General features: G+C 67.6%; 18 protein-coding genes and 2 tRNA genes. 6 read left to right on the top strand and 14 right to left on the bottom strand.

The annotated features are described in order from the left end of the window. Positions 1 to 109: 109 nt before the first annotated feature. From cofD to KHC28_RS17350, 11 genes are all read right to left on the bottom strand, one after another. Positions 110 to 1,078: a 2-phospho-L-lactate transferase gene (gene cofD / locus KHC28_RS17400; protein WP_214009599.1), complete on the bottom strand. Its 969-nt coding sequence runs from the start codon at positions 1,076 to 1,078 to the stop codon at positions 110 to 112. 10 nt (positions 1,079 to 1,088) lie between these two features. After that, positions 1,089 to 2,264: a M24 family metallopeptidase gene (locus KHC28_RS17395; protein WP_214009598.1), complete on the bottom strand. Its 1,176-nt coding sequence runs from the start codon at positions 2,262 to 2,264 to the stop codon at positions 1,089 to 1,091. Positions 2,265 to 2,288: 24 nt separating this feature from the next. Continuing rightward, a complete protein-coding gene (locus tag KHC28_RS17390; protein WP_214009597.1) occupies positions 2,289 to 3,206 on the bottom strand; it encodes an LLM class F420-dependent oxidoreductase in 918 nt (305 codons plus the stop codon). A 110-nt stretch (positions 3,207 to 3,316) separates the two neighbouring features. Continuing rightward, complete coding sequence (locus KHC28_RS17385) at positions 3,317 to 4,708, bottom strand: aspartate aminotransferase family protein (RefSeq protein WP_214009596.1); 1,392 nt, start codon at positions 4,706 to 4,708, stop codon at positions 3,317 to 3,319. A gap of 192 nt (positions 4,709 to 4,900) precedes the next feature. Continuing rightward, entirely contained in the window at positions 4,901 to 6,100 is a 1,200-nt protein-coding gene (locus KHC28_RS17380) for a CehA/McbA family metallohydrolase domain-containing protein (protein WP_214009595.1), read from the bottom strand. Between the two features lie 157 nt (positions 6,101 to 6,257). Further along, positions 6,258 to 6,334, bottom strand: a tRNA-Arg gene (locus tag KHC28_RS17375). A 70-nt stretch (positions 6,335 to 6,404) separates the two neighbouring features. Continuing rightward, positions 6,405 to 6,710 carry an ETC complex I subunit gene (locus KHC28_RS17370; RefSeq protein WP_214009594.1) on the bottom strand — a complete coding sequence of 102 codons (306 nt, stop codon included), beginning with the start codon at positions 6,708 to 6,710 and terminating at the stop codon, positions 6,405 to 6,407. 91 nt (positions 6,711 to 6,801) lie between these two features. Next, positions 6,802 to 6,878 (bottom strand) — tRNA-Pro (locus KHC28_RS17365). Positions 6,879 to 7,143: 265 nt separating this feature from the next. Further along, on the bottom strand, positions 7,144 to 7,635 hold the full coding sequence (locus KHC28_RS17360) for a DUF192 domain-containing protein (RefSeq protein ID WP_214009593.1): 492 nt from the start codon (positions 7,633 to 7,635) through the stop codon (positions 7,144 to 7,146). 142 nt (positions 7,636 to 7,777) lie between these two features. Continuing rightward, positions 7,778 to 8,380 (bottom strand): cold-shock protein, encoded by a 603-nt coding sequence (locus KHC28_RS17355; RefSeq protein ID WP_214009592.1) that lies wholly within the window; start codon positions 8,378 to 8,380, stop codon positions 7,778 to 7,780. Between the two features lie 131 nt (positions 8,381 to 8,511). Then, positions 8,512 to 9,273 (bottom strand): SIR2 family NAD-dependent protein deacylase, encoded by a 762-nt coding sequence (locus KHC28_RS17350; protein ID WP_214009591.1) that lies wholly within the window; start codon positions 9,271 to 9,273, stop codon positions 8,512 to 8,514. A 68-nt stretch (positions 9,274 to 9,341) separates the two neighbouring features. Here KHC28_RS17350 and KHC28_RS17345 point away from each other — a divergent pair, with 68 nt between their 5' ends. After that, the gene (locus KHC28_RS17345) at positions 9,342 to 9,764 is read left to right on the top strand and encodes a VOC family protein (RefSeq protein WP_214009590.1); all 423 of its coding nucleotides are present in this window, start codon (positions 9,342 to 9,344) and stop codon (positions 9,762 to 9,764) included. Positions 9,765 to 9,831: 67 nt separating this feature from the next. Here the strand turns inward: KHC28_RS17345 and KHC28_RS17340 are convergent, their stop codons facing one another. Beyond that, positions 9,832 to 10,338 (bottom strand): hypothetical protein, encoded by a 507-nt coding sequence (locus KHC28_RS17340; RefSeq protein WP_214009589.1) that lies wholly within the window; start codon positions 10,336 to 10,338, stop codon positions 9,832 to 9,834. A gap of 420 nt (positions 10,339 to 10,758) precedes the next feature. On the opposite strand from KHC28_RS17340, the gene KHC28_RS17335 reads away from it, so the two are divergent. From KHC28_RS17335 to KHC28_RS17315, 5 genes are all read left to right on the top strand, one after another. Further along, complete coding sequence (locus KHC28_RS17335) at positions 10,759 to 11,457, top strand: hypothetical protein (protein ID WP_214009588.1); 699 nt, start codon at positions 10,759 to 10,761, stop codon at positions 11,455 to 11,457. A 260-nt stretch (positions 11,458 to 11,717) separates the two neighbouring features. Beyond that, positions 11,718 to 14,720 carry a glycosyltransferase gene (locus KHC28_RS27480; protein WP_214009587.1) on the top strand — a complete coding sequence of 1,001 codons (3,003 nt, stop codon included), beginning with the start codon at positions 11,718 to 11,720 and terminating at the stop codon, positions 14,718 to 14,720. Continuing rightward, on the top strand, positions 14,717 to 15,457 hold the full coding sequence (locus KHC28_RS17325) for a DUF6270 domain-containing protein (RefSeq protein WP_214009586.1): 741 nt from the start codon (positions 14,717 to 14,719) through the stop codon (positions 15,455 to 15,457). The genes KHC28_RS27480 and KHC28_RS17325 overlap by 4 nt, the downstream gene beginning before the upstream one ends. A 164-nt stretch (positions 15,458 to 15,621) precedes the next feature. Next, a complete protein-coding gene (locus KHC28_RS17320; RefSeq protein WP_214009585.1) occupies positions 15,622 to 17,409 on the top strand; it encodes a polysaccharide pyruvyl transferase family protein in 1,788 nt (595 codons plus the stop codon). A gap of 635 nt (positions 17,410 to 18,044) precedes the next feature. Next, positions 18,045 to 18,935: an alginate lyase family protein gene (locus tag KHC28_RS17315; protein WP_246564995.1), complete on the top strand. Its 891-nt coding sequence runs from the start codon at positions 18,045 to 18,047 to the stop codon at positions 18,933 to 18,935. An 18-nt stretch (positions 18,936 to 18,953) separates the two neighbouring features. Here KHC28_RS17315 and KHC28_RS17310 read toward each other — a convergent pair whose 3' ends face one another. Together KHC28_RS17310 and KHC28_RS17305 are read right to left on the bottom strand one after the other, a co-directional pair. Next, a complete protein-coding gene (locus KHC28_RS17310) occupies positions 18,954 to 20,285 on the bottom strand; it encodes a sigma-54-dependent transcriptional regulator (RefSeq protein WP_214009583.1) in 1,332 nt (443 codons plus the stop codon). Then, the gene (locus KHC28_RS17305) at positions 20,285 to 22,090 is read right to left on the bottom strand and encodes a sensor histidine kinase (RefSeq protein ID WP_214009582.1); all 1,806 of its coding nucleotides are present in this window, start codon (positions 22,088 to 22,090) and stop codon (positions 20,285 to 20,287) included. Before KHC28_RS17305 ends, KHC28_RS17310 begins: the two co-directional genes overlap by 1 nt. Positions 22,091 to 22,160 lie beyond the last annotated feature (70 nt).

Here is a 22,160-nt window from a genome sequence, read left to right as displayed (position 1 = left end):
ACGACGGCGGGGTCGATCGCCGCCGGGCGAAGGCTCCTTACCCCAGCCCTCTCCCCGACCGGGAGAGGGAGCCGGCGCGTGCACGGGGAATCAGGCGTCCGGCGTGCCGTCAGCGATGGCGGCGCAGGCCGGCGGCGAAGTCGAGCACCGAGCGGGCGAGCCGCTCGCGGTCGCCCAGCGTCTCCATCAGCGTGCGGGTCGCCACCGAGGGGATGCCGAGGCCGGTGGAATCCGCCGCATCGGCGTCGTCGAGGATGAAGCCGTCGATGAGGTCGCGATAATGGTCGGCGATGGCGCGGATCGACACCGGCAGGCCGAGCTCCTCCATGATCTTGGCGGTCGGTCCCTTCACCGCCTTGCCGCCGACGATCGGGGACACCGCGATGACCGGCGCCGGCGAAGCCTTCAGCGCCTCGCGCAGGCCGGGGATCGCCAGCATGGGATCGACCGACAGATACGGGTTGGACGGGCAGATGACGATGGCGGCCAGCGTGCCGTCGGCGAGCAGCGCCAGCACGTCCTCCTGCGGCTTCGCCGTCTCGGCGCCGGCGAAGGTGATGCCGGTGACGCGCGGCCGGCAGCGGTGCTCGACGAAATAGTTCTGGAAGGCCAGCCGGCCTTCCTCGGTGTCAATCAGGGTGCGCACCGGATCGTCGCTCATCGGCAGCAGCCGGGCGTGCAGGCCGAGCCGCGCGGCGATCCCGGCCGTCACCTGCGACAGAGTCTCGCCGGCCGCCAGGCGCTGCGTACGCACCACATGGGTGGCGAGGTCGTGGTCGCCGAGCTGGAACCAGGTGTCGCCGCCGAGCCGGCCGAGCGCCTCCATGAAGTGCCAGGTCTCGCCGGCGAGGCCCCAGCCGCGCTCGGTATCGTTCAGCCCGGCCAGCGTGTAGGCGACGGTGTCGATGTCAGGCGAGACATGCAGGCCGAGATGGGTGAAGTCGTCGCCGGTATTGACCGCCACGGTGAGATGGCCCGGCCCCAGCGTGCGGTAGAGGCCGAGCGCCAGCTTGGCCCCGCCGATGCCGCCGCACAGCGCCAGCACCTGCGCCCGCGAATTCTCCTCTGGTATCGTCATCGTTCCCCCGTCAGGGCTTGATCACCAGTTCGCGCGGAAAATCCGTCAGCACCTCCGGCGCGCCGGAGGCGGTGATGCGAAAGGTCTCGCTGAGCTCATAGCCCCAATCGTCCATCCACATGCCAAGGATCATGTGGAAGCACATGTTTTCTTCCAGAACCGCATGCTCGCCCTCGCGCAGGCTGAGCGTGCGCTCGCCCCAGTCCGGCGGGTAGTTGAGACCGATGGAATAGCCGATGCGCGAGGGCTTTTCATAGCCAGCGCGGGCGATGACGCGATTCCAGACGCTCGCCACCTCATGGGCGGTGGTTCCGGCACGAGCGGCGTCGAGCGCCACCTCCATGCCCTCGGCCACCACCTTCACCACGTCGAGCAGCGCGGCCGGCGGCGTGCCCATGTAGAGCGTGCGCGCCAGCGCCGCATGGTAGCGGGCGTGGCAGCCGCCGAGCTCGAGATAGGCGACCTCGCCGTGCTTGTAGCGCTCGCCGGTCCAGGTGAGGTGCGGCGCGGCGGTCTTCTCGCCATGCGGCACATTGGCGAGCGCGGCGGGATAGTCGCCCCAGAAGCCGGCACTGCCGCGGAACTGCGCGGCGGTGATCTCCGCCACCGCGTCGCATTCGCGCACGCCCGGCGCCACCGCCTGCATGCCGACCGTCATCGCGTTGGAGACGATGGCGGCGGCGCCGCGCATCAGTTCGATCTCCGCCTCCGACTTCACCAGCCGGACCCAGGCGACCAGGAGCTCGGCATCGACCAGCCGCGCGGCGGGCAGCGCCTTGCCGAGTTCGAGATAGGCGCGGGCGGTGAAGTAGAAGGCGTCGAGATCGACGCCGACCACCGCCCGCCCCCAGCCGAGATCGGCGATCACCCCGGCAAGGAACTGCGCGGGGTGCAGCCGCGGCGAATCGACGTGGCTCTCGGGATAGGCGCGGATCGAATCGGCGCCGAGAAAGGCGGTGAGCCGGGCGCCGGGCGCGTCCATCGCCCGGCCGACCCAGAGCGGCTCCTCGCGATCGAGGCCGACCACGACATACTGGTGCACGTAGAACGACCAGCCGTCATAGCCGGTGAGGTAGTTCATGCTCGCCGGATCGGCACAGACGAGCACATCGAGGCCGCGCTCGCGCATCCGCGCCTTCACCCGGGCGAGGCGGGCGAGATACTCCCCGCGCGCGAAAACCGGCATGCCGCCTTCTCCCTTGCCCGGCCGTCAGAACAGATGCGGCAGGGCGGCGCGGAACTCGCGGATCGCCTCGATATGCGCCTGCGGATCGTGAAGTCCGCCGATCGCCGCCTTGTTCCAGCGCTTCTCCTCCTCGACCCAGCGCTCGGGCATGGTGTTGACGGTGATGTGGGTGGCGCCGATGGCGCGCCACGCCTCCACCTCCTCGGCAAGCTCGGCCGGGGTGCGGTCGATGATGGTCATGGTCGCCTCGATGCCGATGGCGTCCGGGTCGCGGCCATTGGCGCGCGCCTGCGCCTTCATCTCCTCGATGCCGCGCTTGCCGGTGTCATCGGCCTGGAAGTTCGGCAGCCAGCCATCGCCGAGCTTGGCGACCCGGCGGATCGCCGCCTCCGACACGCCGCCGATCCAGATCGGGATCGGCCGCTGCACCGGCAGCGGGTTGATGCCGCCATCCTCGATGCGGTGATACTTGCCCTCATAGCTGATCAGATCGGCGCACCAGAGTTTGCGCAGAACATCAATCTGCTCGTCCATCCGCCTGCCACGATTGCCGAATTCCTCGCCGCACGCCTCGAACTCCTCCGGCTTCACGCCGACGCCGACGCCGAGCCGCAGCCGGCCGCCGGAGAGCAGGTCGACCTCGGCCGCCTGCTTGGCAACCAGCGCGGTGCCGCGCATCGGCAGCACCAGCACGCCGGTGACGAAGTCGATCTTCGTGGTCACCGCCGCGAGGTAGCCGAACAGCACGAACAGCTCGTGGAACATGTCCTCGGCGTCATGGACATAGGTCCAGCCCGGCCGGCTCGCCTTGTTGAGGCCGATGATCTGGTCGAAGGCGGTGAGATGCGTGTAGCCGAGCTCCTCGGATACGACGGCGAACTCCTTGATGGTCTTCGGATCGGTGCCGATCTCGAATTGCGGGAACAGGGCGCCGATCTTCATGAAGCTTCTCCGGGAACGAGTCGGGCGGGCGCGGTAGCCGCCCCGCCAATCTGTTTAGGACGCTAGGCGACCCGGCAAAAGCCGGGACGCCTACTTAGCCAACGGATCGATCAAAGGCTGGCCGCGACGGTCTCCACCGCCTGCCTGGTCGCGTCGACGACGATGTCGGCCTCCTCGCGGGTGAGGCAGAGCGGCGGGGCGAAGCCGATGATGTCGCCCTGCGGCATGGCGCGGGCGATGACGCCGCGCTCCAGCATCGCCGCCGCGACGCGGACGCTGACCTTGTTGGAAGGCTCGAAGAACACCCGGTCGTCCTTGTCCTTCACCAGCTCGACGGCGGCGAGCATGCCCTCGCCGCGCACCTCGCCGACCAGCTCATGGCCGCCCAGTGCGTCGGCCAGCGCCGCGCGCAGATAGGGGCCGACCTCGCGGACATTGGCGAGGAGGTCGAGCTCGTCGATCAGCTTGAGGTTGGCGACGCCGGCGGCGGCGCAGAGCGGGTGCGAGGAATAGGTCCAGCCATGGCCGATGGGGCCGAACGTGTCGGAGCCGTCGACGAGGATCTTCCACACCTTGTCGGAGACGATGACGCCCGACAGCGGCGCATAGGCCGAGGTGAGGCCCTTGGCGATGGTGATGAGGTCCGGCTCCATCCCGTAGAAATCCGAGCCGAACATGGTGCCGAGCCGCCCGAAGCCGGTGATGACCTCGTCGACCACCAAGAGGATGTCGTACTTCTTCAGCACCGCCTGGATCTTCGGCCAGTAGCCGGCCGGCGGCGGCACGATGCCGCCGGTGCCGAGCATCGGCTCGCCGACGAAGGCGGCGACGGTGTCCGGCCCTTCGGCGAGGATCATCTCCTCCAGCCTGGCGGCGCAGAAATCGGAGAGCTGCTCCTCGGTGAGGCTGCGATCGGCGCGGCGGAAATAATACGGCGCCTCGGTGTGCAGGATGTTGCCCATCGGCAGATCGAACAGATTGTGGAAGCCGGCCAGCCCGGTGAGGCTGCCGGTCATCAGGCCGGAGCCGTGATAGCCGCGCCAGCGCGAGATGATCTTCTTCTTCTCCGGCCGGCCGAGCACGTTGTTGACGTAGCGAATGAGCTTGATGTTGGTCTCGTTGGCATCCGAGCCCGACAGGCCGAAGAACACCCGGCTCATGCCCTTCGGCGCGCGGTCGATCACCATCTTGGCGAGCTCGATGGAGGGCTCGGAGCCGTGGCCGGCATAGGCGTGGTAATAGGCGAGCTTGTGCGCCTGGTCGGCGATGGCATCGGCGATGGATTTCCGGCCATAGCCGACATTCACGCAATAAAGTCCGCCGAAGGCGTCGAGGCTGCGGCGTCCGTCGCGGTCGACGATGTAGACCCCCTCGCCGCCGGTGACGATGCGGTTCGGCGTCTCGCCGCGTGCATGGGTGCCCATGGCGGTGGAGGGATGGAAGAAGTGATCCCGGTCCCAGGCATGCAGCTGGTTGTCGGTGGGGCCGGAATGGTCAAGCATCGTCGTCTCCGTCACTGCGGGCGCGGGGCGCCCTCATGGCGCCCGCACCACCCTTCGCGGCCATTTTAGGCGGCGGCGAAGCGAGACAGTCGCGGCAAGCCGGAGCATCTTCCGGCGACATTTCGGCCGATGCGAGAAAACCATCCGGTTTCTCCGGAGCCGCGAGCCGGCGCGACCGGGGCCATCACGGCGTCACGAGGCGACGGCGAGATGGATCGGATTGGCGTAGATCCAGACGATCTCGCGCGTGCCGCCGAAGAACCGGGGCACGCGGACCCGCACCTCGACGCGATAGGCACCGGCCTGCACGCCGGTGAACTCGACCGGCTGACCGCGCCAGGGCTGCCGCTCCAGTTCGACGCCGTCGCGCAGGAGCCTCACCACCGGATGCAGGCGCTCGGCCGATGGCGGCAGGTCGACCCGGAAGCGGGCCGCGCCGGTGCCGGCGAGCGTATCCCCCATCCAGGCCTGCGCCGATCCGCGCGTGGCGGCGAACATGAAGCCGGTGGCGTCGCCGACGAGGTCGACGGACACATAGAGATGGCCGCGCCCGATGCCACCGAGCACCTGCCCGCGCGCTACCGGTGCCTCGGTGGCGAGCGGCCGGTCGAGAAGGACATGGTCGCGCGCGAACCGCATGAGGTCGCCGGCCGGCGGCCAGTGCAGCTTGAGCGATCCGACAAGGCCGATCGACTGGTGGAAGTCGGGACCATAGGTACCGACGAAGGGACGCGTCGCATTGACCGCATCCCAGCGTTGCAGGCCAGCCTCCGGCGCGTCGTAGACCGTCAGGAAGGCCGCCTCCCGCCGGAAGGGGTACAGCAGGACCAGCGCCAGCTTGTCGAGCAACGGCGCGGCATAGAAGCAATCGGCGAGGTCGAGGATCTCCATGCCGGCGATGCGGGAATCGACAGGCCCCGACCATTGCCATTTCGGCCGGCCCGGATGGGCGATCAGCACGACGCCGTCCTGCGAGGCCGCCTCGGCGAGGAAACGATCGGTCGCGTCCGTCCGGGCGGTCTGGTAGCTCCGCGTGCCCAGCGCCAGCAGATAGCCTTCCGGCCGGGAGCTCTCCACGCCGGAGAGCATCAGCACGCCGTGGTGCCAGCCTTCCATGCCCTCCAGCGTCGCCCTCAGATTGTTGTGTTCGGTGAGGGCGAGGAAGCGCAGGCCCTGCGCGGCGGCGGCCCCGGCGAGGTCGTCATAGCTGCCATAGGCGTCGCCGGAAAAGCCGGAATGTCCGTGGACGATGCCGGCATAGTCGTAATGGCCGGCGACCTCGCTTCCTGGCATCGCCTCGGCCGGGCGCGGCAGCATCAGGCCGAGCCGGAGCAGCGCGCCGCCAAGCATCAGGCTCGCAATGACGACGACAAGGAACAAGGCTCTGCGCATGCGTCGGCTCCGCATCGTTCAGCCGACGAGACGACCGAGCACGGGTGAGGTCCGGCAGCGAAGACCATGCGGATGGCGGGAGTGTGAAACCGCCGCGGCCCGCATGAGGCAGAGCGGCAGGCGCGGGACGTGCGCGGCCCGAAAACCATCGCAGGGATGGCGACCCCGCCTGGGCTCGAACCAGGGACCTGCCGCTTAGAAGGCGGCTGCTCTATCCAGCTGAGCTACGGGGCCAAGAGACCGGCGATCAGGTTCGCGGCGGCCGGCAGGACAGGGCGCGCCGGCGGCACGCCCCGGCTCGGCGTCAGTGCGTCCACTGCCCGACGCGGCGGAAGCTGAAATTGTCGGAATAGGCGATGCGGCGCCGGGTCGCCTCCTTCGGCTCCTGCACCTGATAGGCGATGCCGTGCCGCTCGGCATAGGCCACCGCCTCTTCCTTGCTGTCGAAGCGCAGGCGCAGCTGGCTCTTCATGTCGCCGGAGCTGGTGTAGCCCATCAGCGGCTCGACCTGACGGGGCTGCTCGGGCTCGTAGTCCAGCACCCACAGCTTGGTCTTCGCGGTGCCCGACTGCATCGCGTTGCGGCTCGGCTTGTAGATGCGTGCGACCATCGACCTGCGCTCCCAAATCCCGCGCGCCCCATGGCCCGCGCCCCGACTCTCGAAGGCGGCGAAGGCGACGAACCAAGGTGCGTGTCCGGTCTGGTCGGGGCAGCAGGATTCGAACCTGCGACCTGAAGTACCCAAAACTTCCGCGCTACCGGGCTGCGCTATACCCCGCCGACCGAAACCCGTTGTGTTCCAACGAAATCCAACGATGGAAGCTCCACCGTCCGGGACATGGAATGGCACAGGGACGCCCGCGATGGCAAGGGCGCGTACCAAAAGTCCCGCCAAACTCCCGAAGGATGTTCACATCCTGCCCATCCCGCTCCGCGCTGGCGCGCAAGCGAGCCCACCGACCGGCGCGTCGAGGGAGCGACGGACACCGCGACGCCCCGTCGGCGACGCCCACCATACGGAGGACCCCCCGCCCCTGCCCGCCTCAATTGGCGGTGAAGAAGCGGTGCCGGATGCGGTCGCCCACCGCGATGCCGCGCGCCTTGGCGGTACCGGCCGGCAGTTCCAGCACCGCGCGCACCGGCTCGCCGGATTCGATGGTCTGGGTCGACAGCGGGGTGGTGTCGGCGGCGATGCGGGCGATACGGCCGTCGGAGCGGATGAACAGCATGTCGAGCGGGATATAGGTGTTCTTCATCCACATATAGACCGGCTGGGTCACCGCGAAGTCGAACAGCATGCCGGCGGTCGGCGCCAGCTCGGTGCGGTACATCAGCCCCTTGGCACGCTCGTCGGCGGTGACCGCGATCTCGACGTCGAAGGTCACCGGGCCCGAGCGGGTGTCGATGGTCGCCTTCTCGAAGCTGGCGGCATGAGCCATCTGCGGCGCCAGCGCGAGACAGATGAGGCTGAGCGCCAGCAGCGCGGCCGGCAGGATTGCGAGGCGGATCGCGGAAAGTCGGATCGATGCGGTCATGATACTGCGGCGGCGCAGAAGGCGCCTTCCCTTGCTTGGCGGGGAGATCGGGCGAAAGCACCAGCGCAACATGGCGCCGATATGGCCGGAAACACGGAACGGAAAAGCCGGCCACCCCCTCGGCGGCGAGAAGCCGCCGGGATCAGTGCGAGGACGGGATGGAGGAGCCGTCCGGCCGCACCTCGGCCGCCATCAGCCCCTTCGGGCCCGGCCCGAAGCGCACCAGCACCACCTGGCCGGGACGCAGCTCGGTGAGCCCGTGGCGGCGCAGCGTCTCCATGTGCACGAAGATGTCGGGCGTGCCCTCGCCGCGGCTGAGGAAGCCGAAGCCCCTCAGACGGTTGAACCACTTCACCCAGGCCCGCTCGAAGCCGCCGGTCGGCTGCACCGCGACATGGGTGCGCGCCGGCGGCAGCTGCGAATGGTGCAGCGCCGTGGTCTCGTCCATCGACAGCACGCGCAGCGCCTGGAAGCCGCGCTCGCGCGCCACCACCTCGCAGACCACGCGGGCGCCTTCCTGCGCGGTCTGGAAACCGCCGCGGCGCAGGCAGGTGACGTGCAGGAGGATGTCGCTGCCGCCCTCGTCGGGAATGATGAAGCCGTAGCCCTTGGAAACGTCGAACCACTTGATGGTGCCGGCCACCTGGATCAGGTTGGCATCGGCGTCCGTGCCCTCGTCGAGATCGCCGCCCGGCCCGCCACGCGCGTTCAGACCATAACGTGGCGAAGATCCGTCGGACACCATCGACCCACCCCACTTGCGGCGGTACCCCACCGCTCCGGCTTCGGCACCTACCCTCGATTCAAGCAGGGTTGAGCATAGCACCCGATTCCGCCACGAAAACACCCCAATCGAGTCAAAAAGCCCGGGTGTGTCTATTCGACTTCATCCAATATGTCGCCGATATCGGCATGGATCACCAGGTCGGCGACCGGGTCTAGATCGGTCGGCTCGCGGTTGATGATCACCAGAGTCGCGCCGTTCCTCTTGGCTTCCAAGGGAAATCCCGCCGCGGGATACACGACCAGCGACGAGCCGATGGCCAGAAACACATCGCAGTCCTGTGTAAACTGCCGCGCCCGCGCCATCGCCTCGCCCGGCATCGCCTGGCCGAAGGAAATCGTCGCGGTCTTGACCGGCCCGTCGCATTCCCGGCAGTCCGGCGCGCGCCCGCCCAGCGCGTCGAATCGCGTCCGCACCCAGGACAGTTCGTGCCGCAGCCCGCAGGCGAGGCAGGTGGCGTAGGTCGAGTTGCCATGCAGCTCGACGAGCCGCTCCTCCGGCACGCCGGAGGCCTGGTGCAGCCCGTCGATGTTCTGGGTGACGACGGCGGCGAGACTCCCCTGCGCGATCATCCGGGCCAGTGCCCGGTGGCCGCGCCCCGGCTGCGCGCCGCCGAACGCCTCCTCCATGGCGAAGCGCCGGCGCCAGGCCTCGTCGCGCATTTCCTGACTCGACAGGAAGGCCTCGAAGTCGATCGGCCGGTTGCGCGTCCACAGCCCGCCCGGCGAGCGGAAATCGGGAATGCCGCATTCGGTGGAGATGCCGGCCCCGGTGAAGGCGACGCCGGCCCGCATGTCCTCCAGTATGTCGGCGAGCGCCGCCCGCGCGGACTTGATGTCGTCGTCAAGGACCATATGTTGCTGCCGCCTGTTCCATCGCCCGGACCGCGGGCGGTTCCATTCGCCGATCAGCCGAGGATGCCATGAAATATCTGCACACCATGGTGCGCGTCACCGACATCGATGCCTCGCTCGACTTCTACGTCAACAAGCTCGGCCTCGAGGAAGTGCGCCGCAAGGAAGTGCCCCAGGGGCGCTACACGCTGGTCTTCCTCGCGGCCCCCGGCCAGGCCGGCGTCGCCGAGGTGGAGCTCACCTATAACTGGGACCCGGAAGCCTATGGCGAAGGCCGCAATTTCGGCCACCTCGCCTATGAGGTCGACGACATCTACGCCACCTGCCAGAAGCTGATGGACGCCGGCGTCATCATCAACCGGCCGCCGCGCGACGGCTATATGGCGTTCATCCGCTCGCCCGACAACGTGTCGATCGAGCTGCTGCAGAAGGGCGGCGCCAAGCCGGCGCAGGAGCCGTGGGCGTCGATGGCCAATACCGGGAAGTGGTGAGGGCCGGGCGCGCTTCCCTCCCCGCGCCCTCCCCGCGATCAGGAGCGGCGGGAAACGCTTCCCGCCGTCAGCGCGGCGTGCCGGCCCGCAGGCGGGCAAGGCCGCTGCGCAGCCACGCCGCCAGCCGCGTCGCCCGCTGCCAGAGCGGGCTGGCGCGCAATACCTCCAGCGCCGCGCCGCGCACCGTCTCCATCAGCCCGACCCCCCAGGCGAACCAGGGGAAGGTCATCAATTTGGGCTTGCCGGCGCTGTAGATGCGCTCCACCACCACGAAGCTGACCAGATAGGCGAGGCCGAGCGCGACGGTGCCGGACGCGTAGTGCCCCTTGGCGGCCCAGATCACCGCCAGGAACTTCATCGGCTCGACCACCACCAGCGGCACCGCCAGCAGGATCAGGATGGTCAGGCGCCCATGCCCGGCCACCCAGGCCTCGAAGCGCTGCATCAGCCGCCAGCGGGCCACCGCGGCGATCAGCGGGCGATAGATCGGCCGGGCCAGCTCGTCGAGCAGGACGACCAGCAGCACTACGGCTTCGAACAGCAGGCGCGGAATCGATTTCAACAGCTTCAGCATGGCGGGCGTGCAGTCAGCAACGGCATCGCGGCGAGATTAAGCCGGCCTCCGGCGCGCCGCGCGCCAAAAGGACCGGCGACAGCGAAAGACCCGGACGTTCCGCCGCAGACGGAGCGTATCGGCGCCGATGCGACTCGAATACTACCTGTATACCGTTCTCGTCTCATGCTGCAACGCAAGATGGGCGGTCGGATTTTCCGGTTTGAATGCGAGATGTGGCGCCAAATACAGCCCCGTCAGTCTCCGCCGATTATGACGATATCCGTCACGGTTCAAATCCTTGCCCTCGATCTTGCCAAGGGGATCGAAGCTGCGCTAGCCTCATGTTGCGATTGCTCAAAATGGGCTTTTTTATTTTTAGTAATGGGGGTTCGGAAGGTGGCTGATTTCTCTTGCCCGATTTGCGGAGCGAGTACCTTTGTGGATTTCCGGGGTCGCGCCCTGGAAGAGTGCAAGAAGTGCAAGTCGAAGGCCAGAGAGCGCGCTGAAATTCTTGCCTTGAAATGCCTCGGTTATTTCGAAAGCAAGAAGAAGAAGGCGCTCCACATCATGCCCGATCGGGCCACGGCCCGGTTGTTGAGCAAGACCTATGGCAAGGGTTACCGCGCCAAGACCATCGGCGCGGCTGTCGATTTCGTCGAGTGCGAGGCCTATGCGGATCTCGACGCGCTGCTGGAAGGCACCAACGACAAGTACGACATCATCCTGCACAACAACCTGCTGGAAGTCGCGTCGCTGCGTCCCTTCGAGGTGATTTCCAAGCTCGACGGCCTGCTCAAGCCGAACGGCATCCACCTGTTCACCGTGACCGTGCGCGGCATGCGGACCGACGAGGGTGGCGATCTGATGCTCGACGAGGCCGAGCGGGCCAAGCGTTTCGGCCGCGCCGATCGCTACCGCCTGTTCGGGGCCGCGGACTTCCCGCGCGCGCTGGCCACGCTGCGGCAGCAGAACAACCCGCGCTTCAACTTCGCCGCCCGCTTCTCGGATTCGGACCTCGATCGTTGGCGGATTCCGCCGAACGAGTTCCGCGATATCAATAGCAACACGGTGTTCAGCTATGTCGCGCCGCCGCTGGCCAGCGCCGTCGCCGTTGCGGCGGCCGACGTCGCAGCGTGAAGGGCTGATCCCGCGGCAGTAGAAGGGTGGACATGAAGACGAATCTGGCAGATCCCGTTCTCGAGGGAGCACTGGTTTCTGGGTCCCGTGCTTTCATGGGGGGCGGATGGTCGATCGTGCTGCGGCAAGGCTCGACCAGGGCTGCCTATTCCTTCGTGTCCATACCCCTTACCGGTCCGGGCGGGAATGTCGTCGCGCCCGGCGTGCGTGTGCTCGGCGTTCAGAGCAACGGGTATCTCCGCCTGGAAGCGGAGATACCCGTGGTGCGGGAAGACCGTCGCTTTCCGCTCTCGGTGGCCTTCGTGCTCGGTGCCGCCGACGGCGAGACGGGCGGCATCATCGACACGATCGAAATCGTGCGGCGTGAAAAGGGCGGCCGGCTGCTCGGCACCGTGCTGCCCGTCGCCAACAATATCGAGATTCCCGCCCAGGTCGTCGGGCACGAAATTCTCCTGCGCCCGGAAGATCAGGACATCTTCAAGGATGTCTATGACGAGATCGCCTCGACGAAGATCAACGGAACCATCGGCGACACGCTGCATCTGGATTTCGTGATCCGGTCCCCGCGGGTGGCCCTGCGCCTCGCGCTGCCGACCATCGTCAAGGAAGGCGATCACGAGAACAGCTTCCGTCACGACAATGTCCGCATCGCCGACATTGCGACGTTGCGCGAGCCCGGCGACTTCGCGGCCGAAGCGCTCGGCGCGCCCCCCGCCGCCGTGCCTGCCATGGGCGCCACGGTGCTGCCGCTCTTCAGCGCGGGCGCCCCGGCGCCCGGCACGGCCACGCCGGTGACGGCCAGCGCTGCGCCCGCCCCGGCACCCGCCTCGGCGCCGGCTCCCAGCATCTCCTCGAAGGACCTCAAGGCGATCGACAACGAGATTTCGCATCTCGAACGGGCGCTGTGGGGCGGCTACTCGCAGGTGGCGCAGGAAGGCCTGCTGCGCGTTGCCAAGTCGCGCCTCTCCCATCCCGAGGCCCGGGTGCGGGCGTGCTGGGAATTGTCGCGCTGGTTCTCCGTGAAGGGCGACTTCCCGCAGGTGGTCGAGCTCCTCACCGAGGTGCGCGCGCTTTCCAAGCCGTTTGCGCGCCGGAAGACCTTCCGCCTCGTCGAAATCAACGCCCTGCTCCAGACCGGTGATCTCGACACCGCCGCCAAGCGCGTCGAGGACGCGATGAAGGGGCGGCCGGACGATAACGACTACCGGCTGATGGGCACTAATGTCGCCTATCTGCGCGCGATCAACCATCCCGAGCGGCTGAAGGAGATGAGCGCGCAGCGGCTCGCGGCCTTCAACGCCATGTTCGAGCAGGATGGGCTGGTGCCGCTCCTCGTCGACCTCGACAAGGAAGAGCTGAACATCAACAGCCTGCGCTGCGACGCGACCGACCGCTGGATCACCGACGGTCCCAAGGTGAGCGTGCTCATGGCCGCCTATGGCGCCGAGGAGCATCTTCATCTCGCGGTGGAATCGATCCTCGGCCAGACCTGGCGCAATCTCGAGCTGATCATCGTCGAGGATTGCAGCCCGGACGGCACCTGGGAGCGGATGCAGCATTTCGCCGCCCTGGACGACCGGGTGCGCATCTTCCGCAACAGCGAGAACCAGGGCGCCTACATCACCCGCAACAACGCGCTCGGCTACGCCACCGGCGAGTTCATCACCGTCCATGACAGTGATGACTGGTCGCATCCGGAGATGCTGGCGGCGCAGATGAAGCCGTTCCTCGAGCGCGACCCCGAGGAGGTCAAGGCGACCTTCTCGATGATGTGCCGCGTGACGCCGGACCTGCGCTTCGGCATCCGCCCGAGCCGTCGCAACCTCGAGACGGTGCATCGCAGCTATCCGTCGCTACTGGTGCGGCGCGCCGACCTCGATCAGGTCGGCGTCTGGGACGGCGTGCGCGCCAATGCCGACGCCGAGATGGTGGCCCGCCTGCGCGCCAAGTTCGGCGCCGAGCGCCTGGTCGACGCGCTGCCCAGCACGCCGATGTCGTTCTTCCTCGTCCGCCCGGAATCGCTGACCGAGCAGGGCGAGACCAGCCTGCTCAGCCTCACCTTCGGCGTGCGCCACGAATATGACCGCCAGGTCGCGTACATGACGAAGAAGTGGGAGGCCGAAGGCGTCGTCCCCGGCGAGCGCCTGAGCAAGAAGGAACCCTTCGCGTCGCCCCAGCTGCTCCTGCCCTATCACATGCGGCCGGAGCCGAAATACGACATGATCCTGGTATCGGACCTGTCGCTGCTCGGCGGTACGCGCGGCTGCAATCTCGGCTATATCGACGCCGCCGTGGCGGCGGGCCGCCGGGTCGGCCTGTTCCACTGGCCGCGCGGCGACCTGCGCCTGCTGCCGGACATCGACGCGGCCTATCGCGACCGCAACCAGCACCCGCAAGTGGACATCATCACCTGCGAGGAGGAAGCGGAGTGCGAGCTGCTCATCCTGCATCACCCGCCGGTGATGAAGTACATGCTTGACCGCTTCCCGAAGATCGCCGCCAAGCACGGGGTGATCCTGGTGAACCAGCTGCCCTATCAGGTGCAGGGCGGGCAGAACTCCTTCTACGAGCCGCTGCTGGCCGAGCGCAATTTCCGCCAGCTCTTCGGCATCCACCCTCAATGGGCACCGATCTCCACGCTGGTGCGGCGGCATCTGGAGGAGCAGGACAGCGGCCTCAAGATGACGGAAATCGATTGGCTGCCGCCGATCAACATGCCGCTGCGCGACCCGCCGCCGCACGAGGCGCCCGATCGGCCGCCGGTCATCGGCCGCCATGCCCGCGACCACTGGACCAAGTGGCCGCAGAATGTCGGGCTGCTGTCGGCCGCCTATATGGTGGATTCCGAGGTGACGGTGCGCCTCCTGGGCGGCGCCAATACGCCGGAGCGGCTGCTGAGCGGCGTGCCGGCCAACTGGGAAGTGATGGAGTTCGACAGCATCCCGGTGCTCGACTTCATCGATTCGCTGGATTTCCTCGTCCACTTCCCGCACACGCAATATATCGAGGAGTTCGGCCGCAACGTCGCCGAGGCGATGGCGCGCGGCGTGCCTGCGGTGCTGCCGCCGGTGTTCCGCGAGACGTTCCACGACGCGGCGATCTATTGCGAGCCGATGGAAGTGGGCGAGACCATCCGCAAGATCTGGAGCGATCCGGTGCTCTACATGCACTATGCGCGGGCCGGACGTGATTTCGTGGCGCAGAACTGCCATGTGACCTCGCTGCAAAACCGTATGGCCGGCTTTCTGGGGACGCCGTCTTGACGGTCGCAGCCATTCCCGGGAGTACCCGCATCAAGAGCGTCGCCATTCTCGGCACCTGCGTCAGCCGCGATATGATTCGCATTGCGGCGGGCGACACGGTGCAGGTGAAGAAATACCTCGCCCGCGGCACGGTGCGCTCGGCCCTCGCCCACTCGCCGGCCAAGTTGTCCTATGGCGACCCCGCCGACCTGTCGGGGTTCGAGCGGCGCAACTTCGAAACGGACGTCGCGAAATCGGCCTTCAAGCAGCTGGGGACGGCGGAGGTCGACATCTGCATCGTCGACATGATCGACGAGCGGCTGAGTACCTGGAGCGCGGGAGACGCGGTGCTGGTCAACTCCAAGGGCCTCGAAGCGCTCATGGGCAAGTTGCCGCCGCCCTGGAAACTCCACCGGCCGCCGTCGGTGCGCGATGAAACCCTGAAACAGGCGCCGCTCTGGGCTGCGCAGCTCAAGAAGGCCGTCGGCGATACGCCGATCGTCATCCATCGCGCGGTGTGGGCCTACGGCGCCGATGTCGGCGAGGCGGCAGTCGATGACCAGAACCTGTTCCTCAACCAGCTCTACGACATCATCTGCGCCGCATTGCCCGACGCTTGCGTGGTCAGTGCCGACGCATCGGTGCAGCGCGCGGCCCAGGAGCACCAATGGGGTGCCGCGCCTTTTCACTATATTGACGCCTATTATGTTGACGTCTGGAGCAAGATCTCCGCGGCGTTTCCCGACAATGCCGGCTGACCGGGGTATTTGCTCCCGTCCGTGCCGGAGGCTTCGTGAGGCGGTATCTGCGTCATGTATTGACGCAGCAGAATAGCCGTTGAACTATCGGGCTACGCGTGTACGTGCTATTTAGTTTCTAGCGTTCATGCTTATAGATGCATGGGCGAAACGAGGGCGTTGGGATGCAGTCGTCTGAAATTGACCGCGACATTATCAGGCAGAATTTTATTGATAAAACCAATCGCCTGGCCGCTAAGCGTGAATCTCCTCTGGTTGTATTCGGTATTTCGCTGAAGGCAAAACGCAGCGAGGAGCAGTGGCTGATCGTCGAAGCGAACCTGCGTGCTACCCTCGCGGCCCTGAGCAAGCAGACCGACGACAATTTCATCATCGCCATCGCGGGACATGACGAGCCGAAGCTCGGGAAGTATGGCGAGAATGTCGTGTGGCTGGAAGCCGATTGGGATCCGCCGACCGACCCCAGCCAATACAGCAACGACAAGCAGAAGAAGCGCCGCCTCATCTTGTCCCAACTCCGCCGTACGGAGCTGACGGGGTTCTATTTCTATACGCTCGATGCGGACGATTTCCTGCACCCCAACGTGTGCAAGCACATTCGCGCGGATGACAACCGGCTCGGCTATTATGCCGACAAGGGCTATCTCTACGATGCCTCGACGGGACATGTCGCTGTCTTCAGCCCGCCGAAGATGTCGTTCTACAAGCAGTGCGGATCTTGCGCGGCGTTCTGGGTGACCACGGAAGATCTTCCCAAGAACACCAATGATCGCACGACGATCTGGCACAAGCTGCTCGATCATACCTCCTACCCCGAGATCTGCGCGGAACTCGGCCGACCGATCGCGCCGTTCCCGTTTCACGCCGGGCTGTATTTCCTCAATCACGGCGCCAGCAACATCCAGGAAAAAGGCACCAGCAAGAACAAGTCCGCCATGGTCGAGCGGATGAAGCTGGAGTCCCAGGAGGAAGTCGAGGAGATCCTCGAGAGGTTCTCCGTCGTCCCGCCTCCGGCCGAGCCGGAGCCGGAGCCCGAACCGGAACCCGTTGCGCCGACCGTGCCGGAGGCTCTCGAGGCCGCCAAGCCGGAAACCACGGTGCTGCTGGTGCGTTTCTCGGAAAAGGGGCGGCTCAAGCACAATTGGGGCGACAAGCTGAATCGTGAGCTGGCGCATCTGATAAGCCGGAAGAACGTCTTCAATCCCAGCGAAAAGCCCAAGATGAAGGGCAAGCAGGTCTACATCGTCATCGGATCCAGCCTCGCCAGCGTTTCGCCGACGGAGATGGTCTGGGGGACCGGCTTCATCAGCTTCGACGACCGGGTGTCCACACCGCCGCGGAAGATCTTCGCGGTGCGCGGCCCGCTCACCCGCGCCAAGCTGCTCAAGCAGGGCGTGGACTGCCCGGAAATCTATGGCGACCCCACCCTGCTCTATCCGCTGCTCTACCATCCCGACGTCACGCCGACCTACGACTACGGCATCATCCCGCATTTCAAGGACAAGGATGACGAGGTCGTGCTGCCCACGAGCCGCAAGGGCGCCAGCGTGCGCGTGATCGACATCATGGGCGGCATCGAGGAGGTGGTCGACCAGATCCTCTCGTGCCGGCGCATCGTGTCGAGTTCGCTGCACGGCCTGATCGCGGCGCACTCGCTTGGCGTGCCAGGCGTCTGGATCAAGTTCGGCGATCGCCAGAAGGGTGACGGCTTCAAGTTCCAGGACTATTGGAGCTCGATGGGCGTCGACGACGCAGAGCCGGTGCTGTGCCCGGCGGGCTCCTATCTGGAGGATCTGATCGGACCTGATCGGCCGACCAATCCGCTGGTCGACCCGGTTCGCCTGATCGAATCCTGCCCGTTCATCCATCCGCAGGTGAAAGCGGAAATCCTCGACCGGCTGAAGACCCGCGGCCTCGGCCTCATATCGCCCGCCACGGCGGTCGCGGCCTGATCCGGGACGACCGATCGTCCCGGCGACGCCGTTGTTCGCCGGGACGGAGCCGTCGCCCGCGCGGCGACGCCCTGGAATGCCGTTCCGGGTTTGGCGCGCGATGCTGGGGTCGCTTTCGTCGCGCTTCCTCGATGCGGGCGGCGGTCGTCATCGGCATACGTGCATGCCGATGCTCGCACAGCCGGGCCGCGATCATGCCGAGCTTCCGCCATGCGCCTGGCGCGGCGTGGCCGCTCCACCGGCTGCTCCTGCTCGGCACCGTCGAAGCCGATACTGAACCTCTTGCGTCGCGGAGGGCGCCGTTCGCCGTTGTCGGGCAACGCGGCCCGGCGGCGGGGCAGGCTCGGCATCGCAGATGCGGCACGCCGGAACTCACGCCTGCGTCATCGCTCCGGCCTTGAAGTTGCTGCATACCCATTCCAGCTTGGCCGGCAGGATGCTGGAGCGGATTCTCGACGCTCACAGGCGCGCGGCACATGGAGGGCAGTTTGAGCATGACGGTATTCCGCCCGCACGGAACGCGGATCCTTTGCCTTGCCTTTCTCGTCGCCCTCTCGCTGGCCGGCGGTGGCCGGCCGGCGGCCGCGCAGTCGTGTCCCAATCCGCCCCCGCTGCCGAAGCGGGTCGAGGTGCGGATGAACCCGACTCTCGCTCCCGGCTCGGATGCGCTCAAGCAGAAGCAGGACGAGTACGACGACGGTATCGCCAACATACGGCGTTTCACCGCCCTCGTCGGCCGCTTGTCGGACGACGCCGTGACGAAAGCGGCCAAGCGCTCCGCCGCCGCAACCGCCAGCGGCGACCCGCGATCGGTCCCCTTCGATGTCGGCTGCATCAACGACATCCTGCAACAGGAAGGGCGCGAGGACTCCCTGCTGGTGGACAAGCCGCGGCAGATGCGCTCCGGCTACGAGCTGCAATGGGCGGTCGCGGGCATGTCGCTGGCGGCCTTCAAGCTGCAGCGCGCCGGCATCCCGCTCTCCCCGGACTCGCTGTCATGGCTGACGCAACTCGCCCGGGAGGTGATGGAGTTCCACGACAGGCACACCCAGCTGAACAATCACATATTGTGGGCGGCGCTCGGCGTGGGCACCACCGGATATCTCGCCGGCCAGCCCGATCTCGTGCAGTGGGCCAATGGCCGCGTGTCGCTCTCCCTCGCCGATACCCAGCCGGACGGCACGCTTCCGCGTGAAATGTCGCGCGGCCCCAAGGCGTCGCACTATCACTTCTTCGCGGCGATGCCCGTCATGGTCTACGGCGACATCCGCTCCTGCTTCGGCGATCCGATGCCTGCGGATGAACGTGCCACCCTGGCGAAGCTCGACGGCGCGTTGCACCGCATCCTGGCCGATCCTCAGTGGCTCGCGCCGCGCGCCGGGCAGCCGCAACTGCCGGTCAGCAATCCCGGCTGGCTCGACGCGATGGATGGTGGTCAGCTCCCTGCCAGTCTCAGGGATCACGCCTCGGCGCGCACCGGCGGGCAATTGTCCACCCTCTTCACCGCGCTCAGCTGCGCGCGCTAGGCCACGCGAGAAGCCGCGTCAGCCACCCGCCGGGCGGAAGCGCGACTGGTCGATGCCGTGGCGCTTCAGCTTGTCGTAGAGCGTCTTGCGGGGAATGCCGAGCGTGCGCAGCGTCGCCTGGATGTCACCCTGGCAGGCGGCGAGCGCATCGCGGATCTGCAGCGCTTCGAAGGCATCGACCCGCTCGGGCAGGGTGGTGGCGCCCTCCCCGGCCGCCGGTGCCGGCGCGGAGGCGAGGCCGAGCGCGAAGCGCTCGGCGTAATGGGCGAGCTCGCGCACATTGCCCGGCCAGTCATGGGTGTCGAGGTGCCGGCGGACGGCGGCATCGAGCAGCGGCGGCTCGCGGCGGAAGCGCTTGGCGGCGCGGCCGAGGAAATGGCCGAACAGCAGCGGCACGTCCTCGCGGCGCTCGCGCAGCGGCGGAATGCGGACGAAGGCGACATGCAGCCGGTAATACAGGTCCTCGCGGAAGCTGCCCTGCCGCACCAGCTCGGCGAGATCGGCCTTGGAGGCGGCGATTACCCGGATGTCGACGCGGCGCACCTCATTGGTGCCGAGCGGGGTGATCTCGCGCGCTTCCAGCACCCGCAGCATCTTGACCTGCAGCGCAGGCGACATTGCCTCGATCTCGTCGAGGAACAGCGTGCCACCGCTGGCGTGCTCGACGCGCCCCACGCGCTTCTTCAGCGCGCCGGTGAAGGCGCCGGCGTCGTGGCCGAACAGCTCGCTCTCGATGACATTTTCCGGCAGCGCCCCGCAATTCACCGCCACGAAGGGGCGGCTCGCGCGCGGGCTCCAGCGGTGCAGTGTCTGCGCCACCACCTCCTTGCCGCTGCCGGTCTCGCCCTCCACCAGCACGTCGATGTCGGCATCGGCGATCTGGCGCAATGTCTGGCGCAGCCGCTGCATCGCCGGCGTCTCGCCGATCAGCGGCTCGCCGGGCGAGGCCGCCTCGGCCCGGCGGCGCAGCGCGCGGTTCTCCAGGACCAGGCGGCGCTTGTCGAGCGCGTGGCGCACCGCCACCAAGAGGCGGTCGAGCGCGTAGGGCTTGGCGATGAAGTCGTAGGCGCCCTCCCGCATCGCCTCGACCGCCATGCCGATATCGCCATGGCCGGTGACCAGAATGACCGGCAGTTCCTCGTCGCGGCGCCGGAGCCGGCGGAACAGCTCCAGCCCGTCGATGCGCGGCATGCGCACATCGGTGACGACGACGCCGGGAAATTCGGCGTCGATCTCCTCCAGCGCCTCCACCGCCGAGGGATAGGCGGTGACCTTGAAGCCGGCGAGCATCAGCGCCTGCACATTGGCGGCGCGCAGCGTCTCGTCGTCGTCGATGAAGGCCACGTCCATCAGTGAAGCCTCGGCAAAGTGAGGGTGAAGACCGCACCGCCTTCATTGGCGGCGCTCAGCCGGCCGCCGAATTCGGCGACGATGTCGTGCGAGATGACCAGCCCGAGCCCGAGCCCGTCCGGCTTGGTGGTGGTGAACGGCACGAACAGCTTGTCGAGCACGTCGGGCGGCAGGCCCGGCCCGTTATCGGCGACGACCAGCTCGACAGTTGCCGGCGCGACGCGGACGCCGAGGCGGATCTGCGCCCCTTCCCGCCCCGCCAGTGCCTCGACGGCGTTCTGCAGCAGGTTCACCAGCACCTGCTCCAGCCGCCAGCGCTCGGCCCGTACGGCCACCTCGTCCAGCGGCAGGTCGAGCACCAGCTCGATGGCGTTCTGGCGCAGGCGATGGCCGACCAGGATCAGCGCCCCCTCGATGGCCGGGCGCAGCGCCACCTCGCCGATGGCGGCGGGGCTCTTGCGGGCGAAGGCGCGCATCTCCTGGGTGATGGCGCCGATGCGCTCGGTGAGCGAGGCGATGGTGGCGAAATTGCCCCGCGCCACCTCCAGCTGCCCGCGCTCCAGCAGCAGGCCGCCATTGTCGGCGAAGGTGCGGATGGCGGCGACCGGCTGGTTGACCTCATGGGCGACGCTGGCGGCGATCTGGCCGAGCACGGCGAGCTTGCTCGCCTGCGCGAGTTCGTCCTGCGCGGTGCGGGCGGCGGCTTCGGCGCGGCGGCGCTCCTCCATCTCCGCGCGCAGGCGATCATTGGCGTCGCTGAGCTCGACGGTGCGTTCCCCGACGCGGGCCTCCAACTCGCGGCGCATCTGCGCCTGCTGGCGTCGCTCCTCGCCAAGCCGGCGGCGACGGACCAGCACCAGCGCTGCCGCACCGATCACCGCGAGGCCGACCAGCAGGGCGCTCAGCCGCGCCGCCAGCCCGGCAAGTCGCAGCGTCGCGGAGAGCGGCTCCAGCACATGCAGCGTCCAGCGGGTGGTCGGCACCGCGACCGACGCCTCGATGAAGCTCCGCTCGCCCTGCGCCCGCGGCCACTCCACCCGCCCGCCCTCCTCGGCGCGGAGCGGCAGCAGGTCGAGCGAGGCGTCGCCGAATTGCAGGCTGGCGCGGATCGCCTCGCGCTGGTCGGCCGGGATCGGGGTGATGGCGCGGAACCGCCAGTCCGCCACGCTGGTCACCAGCACGATGTCGCGCGGATCGGTCACGAAGGTCGGATCGGCGGCGCGGCGCCAGTCGGTCTCGACCTCGTCGAACTCCGCCTTGGCGACCACCACGCCGATCGGCTGCTCGGCCGCGCCGATCCGGCTGGCGATATAGAGCCCCGGCTTGTGGCTCACCGTGCCGAGCGCGAAATGCTCGAAGCCGCCCTCCGCCATGCTGCGGGTGAAATAGGGCCGGAACGCATAGTCGTTGCCGACGAAGCTGATCGGCAGCCGGTAATTGCTGGCGGCGATGGCGATGCCGCCGGCGTCGATCACATAGATCACGCCGGCGCGGGTGGCGGCGGCGAGCGCCTCCAGCTTGGTGTTGAGCGCGGCGATCCGTGCGGGATCGCGGCTTTCCAGTGCCGTACGGACGTCGGGGTCCTGTGCCAGGATGACCGGCAGGGTGCGCTGCTTCTCGATCTCGCTGCGCAGCATTGCGGCGCGGAACGTGGCCGCCGCCTCGGCCCCCGCCCGCACCTCGCCGAGCGCCCATCGCTCCGCGCCATAGCGGGCCGCGATGTCGAGCCCGGTCAGCAGCGCAACGCCGGCCACCCCGGCGAGCAGCCAGCGCGCGGAGGGCCGGAGACGGCGCATCTCGGACATAAGGGACGTCTCCGGGCGACGGAATACGTGCGGAATATCGCACAGGATCGGATGTCATTGTGTGGAATTC

This window comes from Ancylobacter sonchi, from assembly GCF_018390695.1.
GTDB classification, from domain to species: Bacteria; Pseudomonadota; Alphaproteobacteria; order Rhizobiales; family Xanthobacteraceae; genus Ancylobacter; species Ancylobacter sonchi.
The sequence above is the reverse complement of the archived record's forward strand: the minus strand, read 5'-3'. Positions and strand labels throughout refer to the sequence as shown.